Genomic DNA, 21,356 nt, shown 5'->3' with positions numbered 1-21,356 from the left:
ATCAGGCAGGGGGAAGAAATGCTGAACACGCTCGACGTCGCGGTACTGGTGGTGGTCGGGGTGGCGCTGCTGGTGCGGCTGGCGACGCTGCCGGTGCTGGTTCGTGCCCAAGCGGCAACGCGCCGCCGGGCGTTGGCGGCCGCCGCTGCGGACCCGGCCGGAGGTGCGCGGGGCGGCACCGGCGCGACGATCGGCGAACTGACGGTGGGTCTGCTGACCGCCGTGGGAGTGCTGGCCGTCCTGCGCGCCTGGAGCAGCGTCCTCTTCGAGGGGCTGGGGCGGTCGTTCGACGTCTACAACGCGCGGTACCTCACGATCGTCTCGCACCTGCCCCTCCATTCGGCGCGGACCTGGTACATCACCTCCTTCGTCGTCTGCCTGCTGCTCTGGCTGCTGCTCTGGTGCCTGACCCAGCGCAACCTGTGGACGGTCGGCATGCCGCCTCGGCTGTGGCGGGCCGGCCGGACCCGGGCCCAGGTAGCCGGCCTGCTCGCCCTCCGCGCGGTGCTCGCCGTGTTCCTCCTGCCGGTCGGGCTGATCGTCGCCGCGCTGGTGTTCCAGGCCGTCGCGATGGCGGCGAGCCGCCGGGCCAGGCCGGTCGGCGCGGAGGCGGTGCGCGCCGAAGAGGCCCGAGCGGCCCAGGCCGCCCAGGCGGCTCAGGCGCTCCCGGCGTCGCCGTACCCGTACGTGCCCACCGCGCCGGCGCGGGCGCCGTACGTCCCGCCGCAGACGCCGTACGCCCCGCCTCAGGCCCCGTACGTCCCCACGCAGTTCGCGCAGCCCGCCCCTCCGGCGCCGGCTGCCCCGGCCGCCCCGCCGGTGCTGCCGAGGCCGCCCGTCGGCAGCCCCCTCGGTGCTCACGAGCCCCGCACGATCGGCGGCTACCAGCTCCTCGGCCGGATCGGCTCCGGCGGCATGGGCACGGTCTACCTCGCCCAGCGGCAGGGCTCCGCCACCCAGGTCGCGCTCAAGACCATCAACCTCGAACTCCTCGACGACGCCGACCTGTTGCGCCGCTTCCAGCGCGAGTCCGAGGTGCTGGCGATGGTCCCCGGCGCCTACACCGCCCGGGTGCTCGACACCGGTGTGGACTCCGGACGCCCGTACCTGGCCATGGAGTTGCTGGACGGCCGCCCGCTGGACGCCCACCTGCGCGAGCAGGGGCCGATCCGCTCCGCCGAGGCGCTGCGCGCCCTCGCGCTGGCGCTGGCCGTGGCGCTGTCCGGGGTGCACCGGCTGGGGCTCGTCCACCGGGACCTCAAGCCCGCCAACATCATGCTGACCACGGCCGGTCCGCGCCTGCTGGACTTCGGCATCGCGGCGATCGTGGACGGCACCCGGCTGACCGCCACCGGCGGCGGGCCGGGCACCCTGACGTACATGGCGCCGGAGCAGTTCGGCGAGGAGCGGGTCGGTACGGCGGCCGATGTGTGGGCCTGGGCGTGCTGCGTGGTGTGCGCGGCGCACGGCGCCAGCCCGTTCGCGGCGACCAACACGGGAGCGGTGATCCGCCGGATCGTGGAGACCGGGCCCGAACCCGCGGCGCTGGCGGCGGTCCAGGCCCTCGACCCGGCGCTCGCCGCCGTCGTCACCCGCGCGCTGGCCATGGCCCCCGAACAGCGCCCGGCGGACGGCACGGCCCTGCTGGCGGCGCTGGCGGCGGCCCAGCCGACGGCGCCGGACCCGGCGGCCGTCCACGACCAGATCACCCGGGGCTGGCAGACCCTCGCGCTGTAGCGGCGGCGACGGGCCCGGCCCCGGTGGCTCCGGAAGGGAGAGTGCGGCCTCAGCCGTCGGAGGTTACCCGCCCGGCGACGAGCCGGGCGCAGTCGTCCACCGAGGCCCTCGAGGTGTCGACGACCAGGTCGTAGGTGACGCCCTCGTGCACCAGCGAGGCCTGCGCGGCGGCCATCCCGGCCGCCCGGTCGCCGCGGGCGGCCTCCCGCTTCGCGGCCACCGCCGGATCGCAGCGCACCCCGACCCAGAGCACGTCCAGGCCCTCCAGCGCCGACCGCCACCGGGCCTGCGAGGCGGCGCCGCCGAGGAACACCTCGTCCACCACGATCCGGGCCCCGGCCCGGGCCATCGCCGCGACCCCGAGCGTCCAAGCGGCGTCCAGGGTGGCGAAGACCGGGCCGACCTCGACCGTCCCGTCCCCGTCCTCCAGCCCGCCGATGCCCTCGCCGCCGGTGCGCAGCGACGGCGGCAGCGCCTCGACCATGGTGTCCGCGCCGAGGTGCAGCCAGGGGTCCGGCAGCAGCTCCTGCAGGCGCAGGGCGATGCTCGACTTGCCGGAGCTAGACCCGCCGTTGAGAACGATCACATGCATGCGCGGAGCCTACGGCCGCACACCCCGCGTCGTCGCGGCGTTATCCCGGGGGTGCCACAGGGGCGCGGCCATGGACCGCACGGCCCCGACCGCCCCCATCAACGCCGCCCCCATCAACGCCGCCCCCCACCGCCGAAGCCCCGGGCTACGCCGCCCCCGCCGCGAAGGCCGCCGCCGCGGCGGTGAAGGAGGCGGCCACCGCCGGTGCGCCCGCCCAGTGCAGGTGCAGGTAGGAGGCGTGCACGTTGCCGCTCGCGAAGCCCTCGGTGCGGGGGCCGGTCGGCAGGCGCCAGCCCCAGGCGGGGAGTTCGCCCGCGCCGGGCTCGCAGACCGTGCGGTGGAACTCGTGGCCGCGCAGCCTGGTGCCGGCCGGGGCCAGCGGGGAGTCGTGCAGGGCGACCGCCTCCCGGTAGCCGAGGGTGAGGCGTTCGGTCATCCGGGCGGCGGCGGGCAGTACGCCGCACATCGGCAGGCCGTCCAACTCCCGTCCCAGGTAGAGCAGTCCGGCGCACTCGGCGGCGACCGGCCCGCCCGCGGCGGCGAACGCGGCGATGGCGGCGCGCAGCGGGGCGTTGCCGCTCAGCTCGCGGACGTACAGCTCGGGGAAGCCGCCGCCGATGACCAGGCCGGCCGTCCCGGCGGGCAGCGAGGAGGCGTGCAGCGGGTCGAACGGGACCACCTCCGCGCCCGCCGCGCCGAGCAGTTCGGCGTTCTCGGCGTACGAGAAGGAGAAGGCCGCGCCGCCCGCCACCGCGATCCGGGGCCGGCCGGCCACCGGGGTGACCTCGGCCGACGGGTCCCAGGGTTCGGCGTCCAACTCCGGTGCCGTCCGGGCGAGTTCGAGCAGGGCGTCCAAGTCGACCGAGGAGGCGACCAGTTCACCCATGTCGGCGACCGCCCGGAGGGCCTCCGCCGAGCGTTCCACCGCCGGGATCAGCCCGAGGTGGCGGGAGGGTGTGGCGACCGCCGTCGAGCGGCGCAGCGCGCCCAGTACCGGCACGCCGGAGCCCTCCTCCAGGGCCTCGCGCAGCAGGTGCTCGTGCCGGTCGGAGGCGACCCGGTTGAGGATCACCCCGGCGAGCCGCACCTGCGGGTCCCAGGAGGCGAAGCCGTGCACCAGCGCGGCCACCGAGCGGGACTGCGAGGAGCCGTCCACGACCAGCACCACCGGTGCCCGCAGCAGCTTGGCGACGTGCGCCGTGGAGGCCAGTTCGCCGCGCCCGGAGGCCCCGTCGAACAGGCCCATGACCCCCTCGACGACGGCGACGTCCGCCCCCGCCGCGCCGTGCAGGAACAGCGGCGCGATCCGCTCCGGCCCGCACATGAAGGCGTCCAGGTTGCGGCCCGGGCGCCCGGCGGCGAGCGCGTGGTAGCCCGGGTCGATGTAGTCGGGGCCGACCTTGTGCGGCGACACCGCCAGCCCGCGCGCGGCGAGCGCCGCGATCAGGCCGGTGGCGACGGTGGTCTTGCCGGCGCCCGAGGAGGGCGCGGCGACGACGAGGCGGGGGATGTTGCTCAACGGTCTACCACTCGATACCGCGCTGGCCCTTGCGGCCGGCGTCCATGGGGTGCTTGACCTTGGTCATCTCGGTGACCAGGTCGGCGAAGCCGGTCAGCGCCTCGGGCGCGTACCGGCCGGTGATGACGACGTGCTGGCTGCCCGGGCGGTCCTTGAGCACGGCGACCACCTCGTCCGGGTCGACCCACCCCCAGTGCATCGGGTAGGTGAACTCGTCGAGCACGTAGAAGCGGTAGGTCTCGGCCGCGAGGTCGCGCTTGACCTGCTCCCAGCCCTCCTTGGCCGCCTCCTCGCTGGACATCTCCTGCTCGGCGGAGCGCTGGATCCAGGACCAGCCGGAGCCCATCTTGTGCCAGTCGACGGTGCCGCCCTCGCCGGAGGCGCCGAGCACGCGCAGCGCGTTCTCCTCGCCGACCTTCCACTTGGCGGACTTCACGAACTGGAACACCCCGACCGGCCAGCCCTGGTTCCAGGCCCGCAGCGCCATGCCGAACGCGGCCGTGGACTTGCCCTTGCCGGGGCCGGTGTGCACGGCGGTGATCGGCAGCGTGCGGCGCTGACGGGTCGTCAGGCCGTCGTCGGGGACGCTCTCGGGGACTCCCTTGGGCATTCGGCTCAGGCCGCCTTTCGCATCGAAGTGGTCGAACGGTTCGCGGAGCGGTCCGCGGCGCGGTTCTCGCGGACGAGCGAGGCCACGCCCTCGGCGCGCAGCTCGTCCAGGCTGACGGCGGTGCCGCCGAGCAGCCCGGCCAGGGTGCGGGCCAGGCCCAGGCGGACCGGGCCGGACTCGCAGTCCAGCACCACGCTGGCCGTGCCCTGCGCCGCGAACAGCGCGGCCGCGCGGCGCGACTGGGCGAGCGCGTCCCGCCCGCCGGTGGCCCGGCCGTCGGTCACCACGACCAGCAGCGGGCGCCGGCTCGGGTCGCGCAGCCGCTCCACCCGCAGCACCTCGTGGGCGCGCAGCAGGCCGGCGGCGAGCGGGGTCCGCCCGCCGGTGGGCAGTGACTCCAGCCGGGCCGCGCCGACCTCCACCGAGGAGGTGGGCGGCAGTGCCAGCTCGGCGCCCGAGCCCCGGAAGGTGATCATGCCGATCTTGTCGCGGCGCTGGTAGGCGTCCATCAGCAGCGACAGCACCGCACCCTTGACGGCGGTCATCCGCTGCCGGGCGGCCATCGAGCCGGAGGCGTCCACCACGAACAGCACCAGGTTGGACTCCCGTCCCTGGCGCACCTGTTCGCGGAAGTCGTCCTTGTGCACCACCAGCGCCCGCCCGCTGCGCCCGCGCGCGGCCTGGTGCGGAGCGGCGGCCTGGAGGGTCGCGGTCAGGTGCAGCCGGGCGAGCGCGCCCTGCGGGCGGCGGGCGCGGATGGTGTGCCCGCCGGTGGTCTCGGCGGGGGAGCGGCGGCCCTGGGCGCCGTGCCCGGTGCCCTTCACGGTGAACAGCCGCGTCCGGTACGGGTCGCCGGCCGCGACCGGCGCCGACTCCCGTGCGGGGGCCGGGTGTTGGGCCGGTACGGGCGGCTGTGCGGGTGTCTCGGGGCCATCGGAGGCGGGGTCCTCGGGGGAGGGCGCCTCGGGCGCCTCGGGGCCGGCGTCGGACGGCTCGGGCGCGCCGCCGCCGTCGGGGCCGCCCCCGTCTGGGCCGCCCTCCGGCCCGTCGCCGCCTCCGTCATCACTGCCGCCACCGTCGCCGTCCGGGCCGGGCCCGTCGTCCTCGGGCTCCGGCTCCTCCTGCTGGGCGTGCTCCTCCAGCGTCCGGTCCAGCTGCTCCTCGTCCAGCCCGGGCGCGTCGAAGGGGTTGCGGCGGCGGCGGTGCGGCAGTGCCAGCTGGGCGGCCTTGCGGACGTCCTCCTCCAGCACCTCGGTGCGCCCGTCCCAGGCGGCCAGCGCGACGGCGGTGCGGGCCATCACGATGTCCGCCCGCAGGCCGTCCACCTCGAACGCGGCGCACACAGCGGTGATCTGACGCAGCGCCACATCGGTCAGCTCGACCTTGGGCAGCAACTCCCGTGCGGCGGTGATGCGTTCGGCGAGCGCCCGCTCCTCCTCGGCGAACCGCGCGGCGAAGCCGGCCGGGTCCGCGTCGTACCCGAGCCGGCGGCGGACCACCTCGGCGCGCTCGGCCGGGTCCCGGGTGGCGGCGATCTCGACGGTCAGGCCGAACCGGTCGAGCAGCTGCGGCCGCAGCTCGCCCTCCTCCGGGTTCATGGTGCCGACCAGCAGGAACCGGGCCGCGTGCCGCACCGACACGCCCTCGCGCTCGACGTACGAGCGGCCCATCGCGGCGGCGTCCAGCAGCAGGTCCACCACGTGGTCCTGGAGCAGGTTCACCTCGTCGATGTAGAGCACGCCGCGGTGCGCCCGGGCGAGCAGTCCGGGCTCGTAGGCCTTGACGCCCTCGGCCAGCGCCCGCTCCAGGTCGAGCGAGCCGACGATCCGGTCCTCGGCCACGCCGACCGGCAACTCGACCAGCTGGGAGGGCCGTTCGGAGGAGGACGGGGAGTCGTGCGGCCCGTCCGGGCACTGCGGGTCGGGCGCGGCCGGGTCGCAGGCGAAGCGGCAGTCGTCCACGGTGGCGATGGACGGCAGCAGGCCGGCCAGCGCGCGCACCATGGTCGACTTCGCGGTGCCCTTCTCGCCGCGCACCAGCACGCCGCCCACGGCCGGGGAGACCGCGTTCAGCAGCAGTCCGAGCCGCAGGTCGGCCATGCCGACGATCGCGGTGAACGGATAGCGGACGTCACTCATGCCGTACCCCAGTCCTGTCGTGCCTGACTCTGTGATCGTGCCCGGCCCTGCTGCCCCGCCAGGTTCGGCGGTCCTGCCCAGCCCTGCGTCCGTGTCCGGCTCATGCGTCACTCCCAGGGGCCCCGGGCGGGAGGAACGGCAGCGATCCGGCCGCCGGCACCCCGCCCTCGATCAGCTTCCACAGCGCGTCGGTGTCCGCGTGCTCCTCGATCAGGTCGCCCAGCCGGTCCAGCCGGGCCTCGCGCGCCGCGGCGAAGGAGGTGTCCGGCGCCGGGACGAACGCCCGGCCGGACAACTCGGCGACCTCGCGCAGGAGTTCGCGGCGGAACCCGTCGTTCTCCAGCGCGCCGTGCCAGGTGGTGCCCCAGACCGGGCCGACCCGGCAGCCGTCCAGGAAGGGACTGCCCCCCTCCACGGTCACCACCCCGTGGTGGATCTCGTAGCCCTCGACCCGCTGCCCGAACGCCTCGCCGACCGGCCGCGCCAGCACCTTCTCGACGCCGAAGCGCACCCGCGTCGGCAGCAGCCCGAGACCGTCGACGGCGCCCGCCTTCGACTCGACCTCGTCCACGATCGAGTGCGCCAGCATCTGGTAGCCGCCGCAGACCCCGAGGACCGGCAGTCCGGCCGCCACCCGCGCCTTCAGGGCCGGCTCCAGGCCGCGCTCGCGCAGCCAGGCGAGGTCCGCGACGGTGGCCCGGGTGCCGGGCAGCACCACCAGGTCGGCGTCGGCCAGCTCCTCCGGCCTGGTCGCCCAGCGGACCAGCACGCCCGGCTCCTGCGCGAGCGCGTCCATGTCGGTGAAGTTGGACAGCCGGGGGAAGCGCACCACGGCCACCCGCAACACGTCCGCGCCGAGCGGCCCGGGCCCGTCCGCCCGGTCCGCCACGGTGGACAGGTCCAGCGAGTCCTCGGCGTCCAGCCAGAGCCCGGGCAGCATCGGCAGCGTGCCCAGCACCGGACGGCCGGTCAGCTCGTGCAGCATCTCCAGCCCGGGCGCCAGCAGCCGCGCGTCGCCGCGGAACTTGTTGACGAACCAGCCCGCCACGTGCCGCTGGTCCTCCGCCGACAGCAGTGCCAGCGTCCCGTACATCGCCGCGAAGACCCCGCCGCGGTCGATGTCCCCGACCACCACCACCGGCAGGGCGGCGGCCGTGGCCAGGCCCATGTTGGCGATGTCGCGGTCGCGCAGGTTGATCTCGGCGGGCGATCCCGCGCCCTCGCAGACCACCACGTCGTAGCGGCCGCGCAGGTCGGCCAGGCACTCCAGGGCGCGCTCCAGCAGGACGGGCTTGCGCTCGCGGTAGTCCAGCGCGCCGACCTCGGCCACCGGCCGGCCGAGCAGCACCACCTGGCTGCGGCCGTCCGCGCCCGGCTTGAGCAGCACCGGGTTCATCGCCGCCTCCGGCTCCACCCGGGCGGCCTGCGCCTGCATCGCCTGGGCGCGGCCGATCTCGGCGCCGTCGGCGGTGACGAAGGAGTTGAGCGACATGTTCTGCGCCTTGAACGGCGCGACCCGCACGCCCTGGCGGGCGAGCCACCGGCAGATCCCGGCCGTCACCACGCTCTTGCCCGCGTCCGAGGTCGTCCCCGCGACCAGCAGTGCGTTGCTCATGCCCGTCCCCTCTTCTTCAGCAGTGCCCGCAGCAGGACGTGCCCCGCGACCGTCGTACCCAGCGCCAGTGCGCCCACCCGCCGGGAGAGCGCGCAGGCCCGCTCGATGTCGTCCACCGTCACCGGCCGCAGCTCCGCGCCCAGGACGGGCCGGTGCTCCACCCGCTCCCCGTACCGCAGCGTGCCGCCCAGTCGGACGCCCACCGCGCCGGCGAACGCCGATTCGGCCTGGCCCGCGTTCGGGCTCGGGTGCGCGGAGCCGTCGCGCCGCCAGACCCGCCAGGCGGTCCGGGGCTCGGGGGCGGCGGCCACCGTCAGCAGCGCCGTCAGCCGGGCGCCCGGCCAGCCCGCCACGTCGTCCAGCCGGGCCGAGGCCCAGCCGAACCGGGCGTAGCGGGGCGAGCGGTGGCCGACCATGGCGTCCAGGGTGTTCACGGCGCGGAAGGCCAGCAGGCCGGGGGTGCCGGCCAGGGCGCCCCAGGTCAGCGCGTTCACCACGGCGTCGGCGGTGTTCTCGGCCACCGACTCGACCACCGCCCGGGCGATCTGCTGCCCGTCCAGCGCGCTCGGGTCCCGCCCGCACAGGTGCGGCAGCCGCTCCCGGGCGGCGGCGAGGTCGCCGGCGGCCAGCGAGCGGCCGATGGTGCGGGCCTCCCGGGTCAGCGAGGTGCCGCCGAGCACCGTCCAGGTCGCGGCCGCCGCCAGCGCCGCCCGGCCCAGCGGGCGCCGGCCCACCGTACGGTCCAGGGCGAGCGCGCCCGCCGCGACCGCGCCCACGCACAGCGCGGTGTACCCGGCCCCGGCGGCGCGGTCGTCGCGCCACAGCCGCCGCTCCAGCCGGGTCGCGGCGCTGCCGAAGAAGGCCACCGGGTGGCCCCGGCGGGGGTCGGCGAAGCGGGCGTCGGCGGCGTAGCCCGCGGCGGCGCCGAGCGCGAACACGGCGGCGCGGGCCAGCGGGCGCGAGGCTCGGGTCAGCGGGCGCGGAGCGGGGGAAGGCGCGCGCGGGGTCATCGGCCGCACGGCGGAGGGCAGCTCGGAGTCCGGCCGGGCGGGGCAGCCTGCATCGCGTGCGTGTCCTCACTCAGGGTCCGCGCCCTGGATCGACGTGACGGCGGCGAGAGTCTCCTGGCTTCCGGGTCGAACGCACCCCCGGAGCCTTCCAGCGGCCGTCGACGGCCCGCCGTGGCGATGTTCCGAGCGTGCTCCCCGGTGACAGTGGCGGGACCGCGCCGGACTTCCACCGGCTTCCTCTCCATGCCTCCGTTTGGCCCCAGGATCCCATCACGGGCCCGAACCGGGAGTCAACCGAGGTCACGGAGGGGTTGGTCACACGGGGACGCCGCTGACGCCCGGTCGGATCGCCCGGCGCGGCCCCGCCCCGACCCCCGCCACCGGCACCCCCTGAGTACCGCCCTGAGCACCGCCCTGAGCACCCCGGGAGCGCCCGCCGGGTGACCCGGACGGCCCAGCCCGGTGGCCGGTCGGGCGGAGCGCCGGTGAACTGGGGCTCGAACACCGTCCGGTCCGTGAAGAACGTCCGTGAACAACGTCCGTGAACAACGTCCGTGAACAACAGAGCGGGGAGCGAGATGCGTTGGGGAACCGCCGCCGTCGTGGCGGCCGCCGCGGTGGGGGCCGCCGTGCTGGTGGTCGGCCGCCGGGCCTCCGAGCGGATGGTCCGTCCGGTGACCGCCGTCCAGGAGTCCGGGCCGGTCCAGGTCCGCGCCCTCGCCGCCGGCCGGGTCACCTTCACCCGCGGCCCCGCGAGCCTGCGCCCCGGCCGCTGGGCGGTGGAGTGGGCGGACGGCGGGCACGCGGTCGTCGAGGAGGTGCTGCACGCCGACGAACAGGGCGTCACCCGCCGACTGGTCCGCGCCGACCGGGGCACCCTCGTCCCCGGCACCGAGGTCCGCTTCACCCCGCGGGTCCACCTCGGCGACCCCACCGAGGCGCTCGGCCTCGCCTTCGCCGACACCACCGCCGACGGCGAGCTCGGCGCCCTCCCCGCCTGGCGGCTCGACGGCAAGCGCGGCACCTGGGTGATCCTGGTGCACGGCCCCGGCGACGACCGCCGGCAGACCCTCCCGGTGCTCCCCGTCCTCGACCGGCTCGGCCTGCCCGCCCTCGCCGTCACCTACCGCGGCGACCGGGGCGCCCCCGCCTCCCCGGACGGGCTCAGCCACTTCGGCGAGACCGAGTGGCGCGACATCGAGGCGGCGGTGCGGCTGGCGCTCGACAGCGGCGCGGGCAAGGTGATCCTGTACGGCTGGTCCGTCGGCGCGACCATCGTGCTGCAGACCGTGGCCCGCTCCGCCTGGTCGCACGCCGTCCGCGGCCTGATCCTCGACTCGCCCGTGCTCGACCTGCCCGCCTCCGCCCGCCGGGACGCCGCCCGGGCCGGCTTCCAGGGCGTCGCCGCCGAGCTCGGCGCCCTCGCCGCCGAGGGCCGCACCGGGGTCGACCTCGCCGACTTCGGCCGCATCGCCGACGGCACCGACCTGCGGGTGCCGACCCTCCTCCTGCACAGCCCCGAGGACCGGATCGCGCCCTTCGGCGCCGCCGAGAAGCTGGCCGCCGCCCGCCGCGACGTGGTGAGCCTCCAGCCCTTCCCCGGCGCCGACCACGCCACCCTCTGGAACACCGCCCCCGACCGCTACACCGAACTCCTCCGCCGCTGGCTCACCCCGCTCCTCTAGGGCCTCAACCACCCCCCCTGTGCGCGAGGGCGTTTTCGGCTGGTCCCCGCCGCTTTTCCCGGTGCGATTCCCCCCGTCCGGGAATGAACGTTCCTCCCATTCCTCCGGGCCCGCGTGAAAAGTCGGCCCGGCCGACTTCCGGTGCGGCTCGATCCCGATCACGCCGCCCGCCATCCGTCCGGATTCGGGCTGGACAGTCCTGCCGGGCGTCGCCGGGCCGAATCGCCCCCGTACGGGCCCCTCGGCTGTCAGGAGCAATATTTGGCCCGACCCCTTACCCCCCACCCGTACGCACGGTGACCGCCCGAGCATTCCCGGCAACCGGGCCGCCCCCCGTGGCATGGGCAGGTCACACGTTTCCGGCCAGGCGGTTTGCCGTTGTTGCCCGATCTTGCGGAGGTGCCACCGGCGGTCGCCCGGTCGTACGGACAACCGGATGTGACAGAAGGCCGGTACAAGGGGAAGACTGCTCGACGTGACGTCTCGGAACCCGCGCGACCGTGATGCCCCGCTCCCGCCGACGATCGGTACCGGTGCGACGGTGACCCGTCTCCCCGGAACGGCCCAACGGCCCGCCGGTGGCAGGCCGGGCGGGGCGGGAGTCCCCCGTAACGCAGTACCCCGGCGACGAGGGCCCGCTCCGGCTCCCGGGCGGGGCAGGGTTCCCGTGCCGGAGGGCTTTCCGGCACCCTCCGAGCTGGCGCCGCTGGCCCGCCGGATGCTGGTGGACGCCGTCCGGGTCGCCCGCTGGGCCGGTGAGCTGGCCGAGGTCGACAAGCGCGGCGAGCTGCTCCCGGACGACGCCCGCGCGGCGGGCCGGGCCCTGGCCATGACGGTCGGTGCCGCCGCCAAGGCGTGGGGGCAGGCGCTGCTGGTGGGCCTGGTGGAGGCCCGGGACGGCGGAGCCGGCCCCGGCTGGCGCCTGCACGCCTGGGAGCACGACGACGAGGCCGTGGTGCGCGGCTGGTCGGCGCTGTTCGACGCCTGGACCCTGCTCGCCCCGGTGCCGCCCGCGGCGCTGCGCGGCGTCTTCGCCGTCCTGGCCGGGCAGGCCGTGGACCAGGCCCCGCAGCTGCTCTCCTTCCTGCACCTGGTGGACGGCCCGGTCGCCGAGAGCGAGCTGCTGGAGCTGCTGCGCCGCGGCCTGGACGAGCGCCGGGTCGGCACCGGCCTCGGCGGACCCGGCCTGTCGCCGGTGCCGCACGCGGCCTCGGCCGTCTCCGCCGTCCGCGGCACCTGCCGTGCGCCGCAGATCGACACCCCGGCCGCGCCCTCGGACGTGGCCGCCGTCCTGGACTGGATGCTGGACGGCCTGGCGGCCGTCGGCGCCCTGGTGCGCAGGAACGACGCCGCGGAGCTGTCGCCGCTCGGCCACTGGGCGGTGCGGGCGAAGCTGGAGGAGATCTGCACGGTCGCGCAGACCGCGGCCGGGCACATCGAGCAGAGCGCCTTCGAGCTGCTGAACGCCTGTGCGGACTACTCGCCGGGCCCGGCCCGCGCCGAGTTCCGGGCCTGGGTCGCGGCCCGTCCGGCCGACCGGGCGGTGGGCGAGCTGCTGGACGCCGCCCAGGGCGACGACGCGCTGGTGCGCGGGCTGGCCTTCGAGGCGCTGCGGGTGGCCGGCGGACCGGCCGAGCAGGCGGTGCGCGCGGCGGTGGACGAGCCGGTGCTGCGCCCGTACGCGCTGCTGTGGCTGGCGGAGCGCGCGGACGAGGGCGTCGCCCCGGCGGACGTGCTGGGCGCGGAGGACGCGGCCTGGCTCTGGGTGGACACCGCGGCCGCGGTGCTCGACCACGGCGAGACCGAGCTGCTGGTGGGCCACGTCGAGGGCGCCGCGGCGGGCGACCCGGTCCGGCTGTTCGCCCGGGCCCGGCAGTCCGGCCACCCGCGGGCGGCCTCGGTGCTGACGGCGGTCTCGAGCGTGCACCCGGACCCGGGCGTGGCCCGGGCGGCCCGCCGCTCGGCGTTCAGCGTGCACACCGGCGGCGCCTGAGCCGCACGGGCGCACGGGAACACGGGCGCACAGGAACACGGGAACACGGAAAGGGCCCGGAACCATCAGGTTCCGGGCCCTTCCCCATGCCGGTCGTGGGACGGCTCAGCCGAGCCGCGACTCCGCCCGCCGGGCGCGGACGTCGCCGACCTTCTGCCCCACCTTGCGGCGGATGACCAGCAGCGGCGCCATCGCGGCGAGCGTGATCTGGGCGAACGCGCCGACGTGCATCAGGCTGTCGCCGCCGGGCAGCCCGGTCGCCCAGGCGGCCAGGCAGCCGATCGCGACGACGACCCAGCAGAGCGTGGCGGTGGCCAGCAGCCCCTGCGGCTTCGGGTACTCGATCCGGCTGACCATCAGGTACGCGGCGCCGAAGATGGCGAGCAGACCGGGCAGGAACGGCGGGTCGAGCAGCACGATGGCGATCACCGTCATCGCGCCCATCGGGCAGGGCATGCCCTGGAACACCCCGGGCCGCATCTTGACGGCCGAGAAGCGGGCCAGCCGCAGGACCACCGCGAGCAGTACGGTCAGCGCGATCAGCGCCGACAGCTTGCTGTTGGAACCCGGGGAGACCATGCCCCAGACCGCGACGAAGTAGGCCGGCGCGATGCCGAAGCTGATCAGGTCCGCGAGGTTGTCCAGTTCCGCTCCGAGGGCGGAGGAGCGCAGCTTGCGCGCCACCAGCCCGTCGAAGAGGTCGCACATCGAGCCGATCAGCAGCAGCGTGACCGCGGTGGCGGCGCTGTGCCGGTCCGGAGCGGCGTCCGGGTTGGTGATGTGCGGGACCAGGACCCCGGTGGTGATCGAGTAGATCGCCAGGAAGCCGCAGACGGCGTTCCCCAGGGTCAGGAAGTCGGCCGTGGACAGGTGCTGGGGAGAGCGCGGGGCACGCAGCTCGCGGTCCCGTGCCCAGCGGCGGCGGCGCAGGGCCGTCTCCTCGTCGTCCAGGCCGACGATTGTCTCAGGATCAGTCACGGTCAAGGCGCGTCACCCCGGCTGTGGTCTTCTGGCCGACCTCGACGCCGACCTCGACGCCGGCCGGCAGGTAGGTGTCGACGCGGGACCCGAACCGGATCAGACCGATCCGGTCGCCCTGCTCGACCTTGGTTCCGGCGTCCACGTACGGCACGATGCGGCGGGCCACGGCCCCCGCGATCTGGACCATCTCGATGTCGCCGAGCTCGGTGTCGAAGTGCCAGACGACCCGCTCGTTCTGGTCGCTGTCCTTGTTGAACGCGGGGACGAAGCCGCCCGCGACGTGCTCGACCGACGTCACGGTGCCCGGCAGGGGCGCGCGGTTGACGTGGACGTTCAGCGGGCTCATGAAGATCGCGACCCGGGTGCGGCCGTCCGGCCAGGCGTCGATGCTCTGCACCACGCCGTCGGCGGGGGAGATCACTCTGCCCGTGCCGATCTCACGCTCGGGGTCGCGGAAGAACCACAGCATGCCCGCGCCGAGGGCACAGGCGGGTACCGCAGCCAGGGCCCACTTGCCGCTGCGCCGGGTGAGGGCGGTGGTCACGGCGGCCGTGGCGAGGGTGGGGACGAACCAGGGGGTGGCTCCGCGCGCGATGGTCACGCGGGGTCGCCGACCGGCCGTCGGGGCTGCGAGGGCATCGCGGTCCGTGACGGAGGTGTGAGGGGACGGGCTGATGGGCATCGAAGACCTTTGTCGCGGGGGATCATGGCCGCTGGACGGGGGCCACCGCGGAATCGGTAATAGAGGGACGGCTTGCTGTCCCGGTGGATGCTATCGGGAGCAGACGGTGGGTGGGCAACCCGCCTGCTCGTTCACGTGTCCGGTGGCGGCGCGTGTGCGCGTCCACTCCTACGACCGTAGCTCGGCCCGGTCCGGTTCCCAAGGGACCCGACAGGGCTGGTGACTCTTGTCTCAACGGGTGCGCGGACGGAACCCGGCGGACGAAACGGCCGTAGCGGCCGGAAGCGGGTGTGCGGAAGCGGCCGCAGGGCGCGTCGTTGCAGCTGTACGCCCTGCGGCCGCTTCCGGCGGGCCGTGCCGGACCCAGGCGGACCAGGCCGGGCCCGTGACGGGGCACGGCCCCGCGCCGGGACGGGCCCGCACGCCCGTCGACCGGCGGTTCGAGGGGGCTGCCCGGCGACGGGGTGCGTCGGCGGGCGGCCCGGGGGTCAGTCGGCGATCCGGTACTCCTCGAGGAGCCGGCGCCCGACGATCATCTTCTGGATCTCCGCAGTACCTTCACCGATGAGCAGCATCGGGGCCTCGCGGTAGAGGCGCTCGATCTCGTACTCCTTCGAGAAGCCGTAGCCGCCGTGGATGCGGAAGGCGTCCTCGACGACCTCCTTGCAGTACTCGGAGGCGAGGTACTTGGCCATGCCGGCCTCGAGGTCGTTGCGCTCGCCGCCGTCCTTCTTGCGGGCGGCCATGACCATCATCTGGTGGGCGGCCTCGACCTTGGTGGCCATCTCGGCGAGCTTGAACTGGATCGCCTGGTGCTCGGCGATCTTCTTGCCGAAGGTGGAGCGCTGCTGGGCGTAGGCGATGCCGAGCTCGAAGGCGCGGCGGGCGACGCCGCAGCCGCGGGCGGCGACGTTGACGCGGCCGACCTCGACGCCGTCCATCATCTGGTAGAAGCCGCGGCCCGGGACGCCGCCGAGGACGCGGTTCGCCGGGACGCGGACGTCCTGGAGGACCAGCTCGGTGGTGTCGACGCCCTTGTAGCCCATCTTCTCGATCTTGCCGGGCACGGTCAGGCCGGGAACCGAGGGGTTCGGGCCGAAACCGGCCTCCTTCTCGATCAGGAAGGTGGTCATGTTCTTGTACGGGCTGCTGCCGCCCTCGTCGGTCTTGCAGAGGACCGCGACCAGGGTGGAGGTGCCGCCGTTGGTGAGCCACATCTTCTGGCCGTTGAGGACGTAGAACTCGCCGTCCTTGACGCCCTTGGTGGAGATGGCCGAAACGTCGGAGCCGAGGCCCGGCTCGGACATCGAGAAGGCGCCGCGGATCTCGCCGGCCGCCATCCTCGGCAGGAAGTGGTCCTTCTGCTCCTGGGTGCCGTGGGCGTTGATCATGTGCGCCACGATGAAGTGGGTGTTCACGATGCCGGAGACCGACATCCAGCCGCGGGCGATCTCCTCGACCACCAGGGCGTAGGTGAGCAGCGACTCGCCGAGGCCGCCGTACTCCTCGGGGATGGTGAGGCCGAACAGGCCGAGCTGCTTCATCCCCTCGACGATGGCGGTCGGGTACTCGTCCTTGTGCTCCAGCTCGGTCGCGACCGGAATGATCTCCTTGTCGACGAAATCCCGCACGGTGGCGAGGATGTCCCGCTGGATCTCGGTGAGGCCGTCGGTCTGTGCGAGGCGTCCCATCGTGCGGCTCCGAAAGGTCTGAGGGTCTGCGGAAAAGTCGGGGAATCCCCGGGGGGGGGGATTGCGGGGGCCCTGCCGGCGTGGCTGCGGCAGCAGGGCCCCCGGGCCGGGTGGGGCGCGGCCGATGACGGCGGCCTGCCCGTCCGGGGTCTCTCGAGGGGCCCGCGGTGAAAAGCGGGCCCCTATAGAGGGGAGGGGCTCAGGAGAGCGGGGTCGGGCGGCCGGGCTGCTCGCCGCCGCGCTCCTCGGTGTACGTCGCGGTCGGCACCATCACCTTGCGGCGGAAGACGCAGACGACCGTGCCGTCCTGCTTGTACCCCTTGGTCTCGACGTACACGATGCCGCGGTCGTCCTTGGACTTGGACGGCCACTTGTCGAGCACGGTGGTCTCGCCGTAGATCGTGTCGCCGTGGAAGGTCGGCGCGATGTGGCGCAGCGACTCGATCTCCAGGTTGGCGATCGCCTTGCCGGAGACGTCCGGGACGGACATGCCGAGCAGCAGCGAGTAGACGTAGTTGCCCACCACGACGTTCCTGCCGAAGTCGGTCGTCTTCCCGGCGTAGTTGGTGTCCAGGTGGAGCGGGTGGTGGTTCATGGTGAGCAGGCAGAAGAGGTGGTCGTCGTACTCGGTGACCGTCTTGCCGGGCCAGTGCTTGTAGACCGCGCCGACCTCGAACTCCTCGTAGGTGCGTCCGAACTGCATGGCTGCTCAGGCCTCCGGGATCTCGAACTTGGTGGTGCGCTGCAGGCCCGCGGCCCGGCCCTTGCCGGCGACGACCAGCGCCATCTTGCGGCTGGCCTCGTCGATCATCTCGTCGCCGAGCATCGCGGAGCCCTTGGCGCCGCCCGCCTCGGAGGTGCAGTAGTCGTACGCGTCGAGGATCAGCTCGGCGTGGTCGTAGTCCTCCTGCGAGGGCGAGTAGATTTCGTTCGCGGCGGCGACCTGGTCCGGGTGGAGCACCCACTTGCCGTCGAAGCCGAGGGCGGCCGAGCGGCGGGCGACCTCGCGGTAGCCCTCCTGGTTGCGGATCTGGAGGTAGGGGCCGTCGATCGCCTGGAGGTCGTTGGCGCGGGCGGCCATCAGGATGCGCATCAGGATGTAGTGGTAGGCGTCGGCGCCGTAGCCGGGCGGCTGCTCGCCGACCACCAGCGACTTCATGTTGATGGAGGCCATGAAGTCGGCGGGGCCGAAGATGATGGTCTCCAGCCGGGGCGAGGCCTCGGCGATGGCGTCGACGTTGATCAGGCCCTTGGCGTTCTCGATCTGCGCCTCGATGCCGATCCGGCCGACCTCGAAGCCCATGGTCTTCTCGATCTGGGTGAGCAGCAGGTCGAGCGCCTTGACCTGCTCGGCGTCCTGCACCTTCGGCAGCATGATGCAGTCGAGGTTGGGGCCGGCGCCCTCGACCACGGTGATCACGTCGCGGTAGGTCCAGTGGGTGGTCCAGTCGTTGACGCGCACGACGCGGGTCTTGCCGCCCCAGTCGCCGTTGTTGAGGGCGTCGACGATGTTGTGGCGGGCGCTCTCCTTGACCAGCGGGGCGCAGGCGTCCTCCAGGTCGAGGAAGACCTGGTCGGCCGGCAGGCCCTGGGCCTTCTCCAGGAAGCGCGGGTTGCTGCCCGGTACGGCGAGGCAGGAGCGGCGCGGGCGCAGTCGGTTGACAGCAGTCATCAGAATCGAGGGTTCCTTCCCAGTGGTCAGCTGGTCAGCTGGTCAGTTCGTGGCCGCGGTCGGTGCGGACGTCCACGGCTGGAGCTTGTTGGCCAGCCGGATCTCGTCCACGATCCGGCCGATGATGGTGGTGATGCCGAAGTCCTTCGGGGTGAACACGGCGGCGACGCCGGCGGCCTTGAGGGCCTCGCCGTCCGCTGCCGGGATGATGCCACCCACGATCACCGGGACATCCTCCACCCCGGCGCGGCGCAGCCGCTTCAGGACGTCGGGCACCAGCTCGCTGTGCGCGCCGGAGAGGATGGACAGGCCCACGCAGTGGACGTCCTCCGCGACGGCGGCGGAGACGATCTGCTCCGGGGTCAGCCGGATGCCCTGGTAGACCACCTCGAACCCGGCGTCGCGGGCCCGGACGGCGATCTGCTCGGCGCCGTTGGAGTGCCCGTCCAGGCCGGGCTTGCCGACCAGCAGGCGCAGCTTGCCGGTGCCCAGCTCCGCGGCGGTCGCGGCGACCGCGGCGCGGACCTGCTCCAGCTCGCCGCCGGGCTCGGCGGCCACCGCGACGGGGGCGCCGCCGACGCCGGTGGGCGCCCGGTACTCGCCGAAGACCTCGCGCAGGGCGAAGGCCCACTCGCCGGTGGTGACGCCGGCCCGGGCGCAGGCGAGCGTGGCCGGCATCAGGTTGGCCTCGGTGGCGGCGACGGCCTTGAGCTCGGCCAGCGACGACTGGACGGCGGCCTCGTCGCGCTCGGCGCGCCAGGCCTCCAGGGCGGCGAGCACGGACTGTTCGGAGGCCGGGTCGACGACCATGATCGCGGTGTCGAGGTCGGCGGTGAGCGGGCTCGGCTCGGTGGTGTCGAAGCAGTTGACCCCGATGATCTTGTCCTCGCCGGACTCGATCCGGGCCCGGCGGGCGGCGTGCGAGGCGACCAGGTTGGACTTCAGGTAGCCGGACTCGACGGCCGGGATCACCCCGCCCATCTCCAGCACCTTGGCGATCTCCGCCTCGGCGCCGGCCAGCAGCTCCTCGGTCTTGGCCTCGATCACCTGGGAGCCGTTGAAGATGTCGCCGTACTCCAGCAGGTCCGACTCGTACGCCAGCACCTGCTGGATGCGCAGCGACCACTGCTGGTCCCAGGGCCGGGGCAGGCCGAGCGCCTCGTTCCAGGCGGGCAGCTGGACGGCCCGCGCCCGGGCGTCCTTGGAGAGGGTGACGGCCAGCATCTCCAGGACGATCCGCTGGACGTTGTTCTCCGGCTGGGCCTCGGTCAGGCCGAGCGAGTTGACCTGGACGCCGTAGCGGAAGCGGCGCTGCTTGGGGTCGGTGACGCCGTAGCGCTCCAGGGTGACCTTCTCCCACAGTCGGGCGAAGGCGCGCATCTTGCACATCTCCTCGACGAAGCGCACGCCGGCGTTCACGAAGAAGGAGATCCGGGCGACCACCTCGCCCATCCGCTCGGCCGGCACCTGGCCGGAGTCGCGCACGGCGTCGAGCACCGAGATGGCGGTGCACATCGCGTAGGCGATCTCCTGGACGGGCGTCGCCCCGGCCTCCTGCAGGTGGTAGCTGCAGATGTTGATCGGGTTCCACTTGGGGATGCTGCCGACCGTGTAGGCGATCATGTCGGTGATCAGCCGCACCGACGGGCCGGGCGGGAAGACGTGCGTCCCGCGCGACAGGTACTCCTTGACGATGTCGTTCTGGGTGGTGCCGGTGAGCGTGGCGATGTCCGCGCCCTGCTCCTCGGCGACCACCTGGTAGAGCGCCAGCAGCCACATCGCGGTGGCGTTGATCGTCATGGAGGTGTTGGTCCGTTCGAGCGGGATGCCGTCGAACAGGGTGCGCATGTCGCCGACGTGCCCGACCGGGACGCCGACCCGGCCGACCTCGCCGCGGGCGAGGACGTGGTCGGAGTCGTAGCCGGTCTGGGTCGGCAGGTCGAAGGCGACGGACAGGCCGGTCTGGCCCTTCGCCAGGTTCCGCCGGTAGAGCGCGTTGGAGTCGCTCGCGGTGGAGTGGCCGGCGTAGGTGCGCATCAGCCAGGGGCGGTCGCGCTTCCGGGGCTCGGTCATCAGATGTTCCTGAAACGGTTGATGGCGTCGAGGTGCTTGGCGCGGAACTCCGCGTCGTGCACGCCCAGGCCCTCCTCGGGGGCCAGGCAGAGCACGCCGACCTTGCCCTGGTGCCTGTTGTGGTGCACGTCCAGGGCGGCCTGGCCGGTCTCCTCCAGGGAGTAGACCTTGGAGAGGGTCGGGTGGATCTTCCCCTTGGCGATCAGGCGGTTGGCCTCGAAGGCCTCGCGGTAGTTGGCGAAGTGCGAGCCGACGATCCGCTTGAGCGACATCCACAGGTACCGGTTGTCGTACTGGTGCATGTAGCCGGAGGTGGAGGCGCAGGTGACGATGGTGCCGCCCTTGCGGGTGACGTACACCGAGGCGCCGAAGGTCTCCCGGCCCGGGTGCTCGAAGACGATGTCCACGTCCTCGCCGCCGGTGAACTCGCGGATCTTCGCGCCCAGGCGCTTCCACTCGCGCGGGTCCTGGTTGTTCTCGTCCTTCCAGAACCGGTAGCCCTCGGCGGAGCGGTCGATGATCGCCTCGGCGCCCATGGCGCGGCAGATCTCGGCCTTCTGGTCGCTGGAGACCACGCAGATCGGGGTGGCACCGCCGGCCAGCGCGTACTGGGTGGCGTACGAGCCGAGGCCGCCGCTGGCGCCCCAGATCAGCACGTTGTCGCCCTGCTTCATGCCGGCGCCGTTGCGCGAGACCAGCTGGCGGTACGCGGTGGAGTTGACCAGGCCGGGGGAGGCGGCCTCCTCCCAGGTGAGGTGCCGGGGCTTGGGCAGCAGCTGGTTGGTCTTCACCAGGGCCAGCTGCGCCAGGCCGCCGAAGTTGGTCTCGAAGCCCCAGATGCGCTGCTCCGGGTCCATCATCGTGTCGTTGTGGCCGTCCGCGGACTCCAGCTCGACCGAGAGGCAGTGCGCGACGACCTCGTCGCCGGGCTTCCAGGCGTTGACCCCGGCGCCGGTGCGCAGCACCACGCCGGCCAGGTCGGAGCCGACCACGTGGTACGGCAGGTCGTGGCGCTTGGTCAGCGGCGACAGCCGGCCGTACCGCTCCAGGAAGCCGAAGGTGGAGACCGGCTCGAAGATCGAGCTCCAGACGGTGTTGTAGTTCACCGCGCTGGCCATGACGGCGACCAGGGCCTCGCCCGGGCCCAGCTCGGGCAGGGCGACCTCGTCGAGGTGAAGGGACTTGCGGGGGTCCTTGTCGCGGCTGGCGAGGCCCGCGAACATCTGCTCGTCGTCCTTGTGGAGCGTCACCGCCCGGTAGGACTCGGGGAGCTTGATCGCCGCGAAGTCCGCCGACGTGCTGTCGGTGCTGAGGATCGCGTCGAGGATTTCCTGCATGGCTGCCTCCGAAGGCGTACC

At 74.0% G+C, this 21,356-nt stretch carries 16 protein-coding genes and 1 riboswitch; of the genes, 3 read left to right on the top strand and 13 right to left on the bottom strand.

Annotated elements, in window-relative coordinates; translation table 11 throughout:
- The first annotated feature begins 18 nt into the window (after positions 1 to 18).
- Positions 19 to 1,737 carry a serine/threonine-protein kinase gene (locus ACFY4B_RS21225; RefSeq protein WP_387969818.1) on the top strand — a complete coding sequence of 573 codons (1,719 nt, stop codon included), beginning with the start codon at positions 19 to 21 and terminating at the stop codon, positions 1,735 to 1,737.
- Positions 1,738 to 1,786: 49 nt separating this feature from the next.
- Here ACFY4B_RS21225 and cpt read toward each other — a convergent pair whose 3' ends face one another.
- The 6 genes from cpt to ACFY4B_RS21195 all read right to left on the bottom strand — a co-directional run bounded on the left by cpt (position 1,787) and on the right by ACFY4B_RS21195 (position 9,221).
- Entirely contained in the window at positions 1,787 to 2,323 is a 537-nt protein-coding gene (cpt, locus tag ACFY4B_RS21220) for a chloramphenicol phosphotransferase CPT (protein ID WP_387969971.1), read from the bottom strand.
- 151 nt (positions 2,324 to 2,474) lie between these two features.
- Positions 2,475 to 3,848, bottom strand: a complete 1,374-nt coding sequence (locus ACFY4B_RS21215) for a cobyrinate a,c-diamide synthase (RefSeq protein WP_387969815.1) — start codon at positions 3,846 to 3,848, stop codon at positions 2,475 to 2,477.
- A gap of 4 nt (positions 3,849 to 3,852) precedes the next feature.
- Positions 3,853 to 4,458, bottom strand: a complete 606-nt coding sequence (gene cobO / locus ACFY4B_RS21210; RefSeq protein WP_049655361.1) for a cob(I)yrinic acid a,c-diamide adenosyltransferase — start codon at positions 4,456 to 4,458, stop codon at positions 3,853 to 3,855.
- Positions 4,459 to 4,463: 5 nt separating this feature from the next.
- Positions 4,464 to 6,596, bottom strand: coding sequence for a putative cobaltochelatase (locus ACFY4B_RS21205; protein ID WP_387969812.1), 2,133 nt, complete (start codon positions 6,594 to 6,596; stop codon positions 4,464 to 4,466).
- A gap of 100 nt (positions 6,597 to 6,696) precedes the next feature.
- Positions 6,697 to 8,211 carry a cobyric acid synthase gene (locus ACFY4B_RS21200; protein ID WP_074001625.1) on the bottom strand — a complete coding sequence of 505 codons (1,515 nt, stop codon included), beginning with the start codon at positions 8,209 to 8,211 and terminating at the stop codon, positions 6,697 to 6,699.
- A complete protein-coding gene (locus ACFY4B_RS21195; RefSeq protein ID WP_387969809.1) occupies positions 8,208 to 9,221 on the bottom strand; it encodes a cobalamin biosynthesis protein in 1,014 nt (337 codons plus the stop codon). Before ACFY4B_RS21195 ends, ACFY4B_RS21200 begins: the two co-directional genes overlap by 4 nt.
- 107 nt (positions 9,222 to 9,328) lie before the next feature.
- Positions 9,329 to 9,462, bottom strand: a riboswitch (cobalamin riboswitch).
- Positions 9,463 to 9,799: 337 nt separating this feature from the next.
- On the opposite strand from ACFY4B_RS21195, the gene ACFY4B_RS21190 reads away from it, so the two are divergent.
- Both ACFY4B_RS21190 and ACFY4B_RS21185 read left to right on the top strand, forming a co-directional pair.
- Positions 9,800 to 10,906: an alpha/beta hydrolase family protein gene (locus tag ACFY4B_RS21190; protein WP_387969807.1), complete on the top strand. Its 1,107-nt coding sequence runs from the start codon at positions 9,800 to 9,802 to the stop codon at positions 10,904 to 10,906.
- A gap of 667 nt (positions 10,907 to 11,573) precedes the next feature.
- Positions 11,574 to 12,899, top strand: a complete 1,326-nt coding sequence (locus ACFY4B_RS21185; protein WP_074001623.1) for a hypothetical protein — start codon at positions 11,574 to 11,576, stop codon at positions 12,897 to 12,899.
- A 105-nt stretch (positions 12,900 to 13,004) separates the two neighbouring features.
- Here ACFY4B_RS21185 and ACFY4B_RS21180 read toward each other — a convergent pair whose 3' ends face one another.
- The 7 genes from ACFY4B_RS21180 to ccrA all read right to left on the bottom strand — a co-directional run bounded on the left by ACFY4B_RS21180 (position 13,005) and on the right by ccrA (position 21,335).
- Positions 13,005 to 13,883, bottom strand: a complete 879-nt coding sequence (locus ACFY4B_RS21180; protein WP_369808332.1) for a phosphatidylcholine/phosphatidylserine synthase — start codon at positions 13,881 to 13,883, stop codon at positions 13,005 to 13,007.
- Positions 13,870 to 14,562, bottom strand: a complete 693-nt coding sequence (locus tag ACFY4B_RS21175; RefSeq protein WP_049655656.1) for a phosphatidylserine decarboxylase — start codon at positions 14,560 to 14,562, stop codon at positions 13,870 to 13,872. Before ACFY4B_RS21175 ends, ACFY4B_RS21180 begins: the two co-directional genes overlap by 14 nt.
- A gap of 488 nt (positions 14,563 to 15,050) precedes the next feature.
- Entirely contained in the window at positions 15,051 to 16,253 is a 1,203-nt protein-coding gene (locus tag ACFY4B_RS21170) for an acyl-CoA dehydrogenase family protein (protein WP_074001622.1), read from the bottom strand.
- Positions 16,254 to 16,452: 199 nt separating this feature from the next.
- Complete coding sequence (locus ACFY4B_RS21165) at positions 16,453 to 16,956, bottom strand: MaoC family dehydratase (RefSeq protein ID WP_049655661.1); 504 nt, start codon at positions 16,954 to 16,956, stop codon at positions 16,453 to 16,455.
- Between the two features lie 6 nt (positions 16,957 to 16,962).
- Positions 16,963 to 17,925, bottom strand: a complete 963-nt coding sequence (locus ACFY4B_RS21160) for a CoA ester lyase (RefSeq protein ID WP_049655662.1) — start codon at positions 17,923 to 17,925, stop codon at positions 16,963 to 16,965.
- Between the two features lie 42 nt (positions 17,926 to 17,967).
- Positions 17,968 to 19,998: a protein meaA gene (locus tag ACFY4B_RS21155; protein WP_380737338.1), complete on the bottom strand. Its 2,031-nt coding sequence runs from the start codon at positions 19,996 to 19,998 to the stop codon at positions 17,968 to 17,970.
- Entirely contained in the window at positions 19,998 to 21,335 is a 1,338-nt protein-coding gene (ccrA, locus tag ACFY4B_RS21150) for a crotonyl-CoA carboxylase/reductase (protein WP_049655667.1), read from the bottom strand. The genes ACFY4B_RS21155 and ccrA overlap by 1 nt, the downstream gene beginning before the upstream one ends.
- Positions 21,336 to 21,356 lie beyond the last annotated feature (21 nt).

Source organism: Kitasatospora sp. NPDC001261, from assembly GCF_042896795.1.
In the GTDB taxonomy this organism is placed as follows: domain Bacteria; phylum Actinomycetota; class Actinomycetes; order Streptomycetales; family Streptomycetaceae; genus Kitasatospora.
This window is presented reverse-complemented; position numbering and strand designations above follow the sequence as displayed.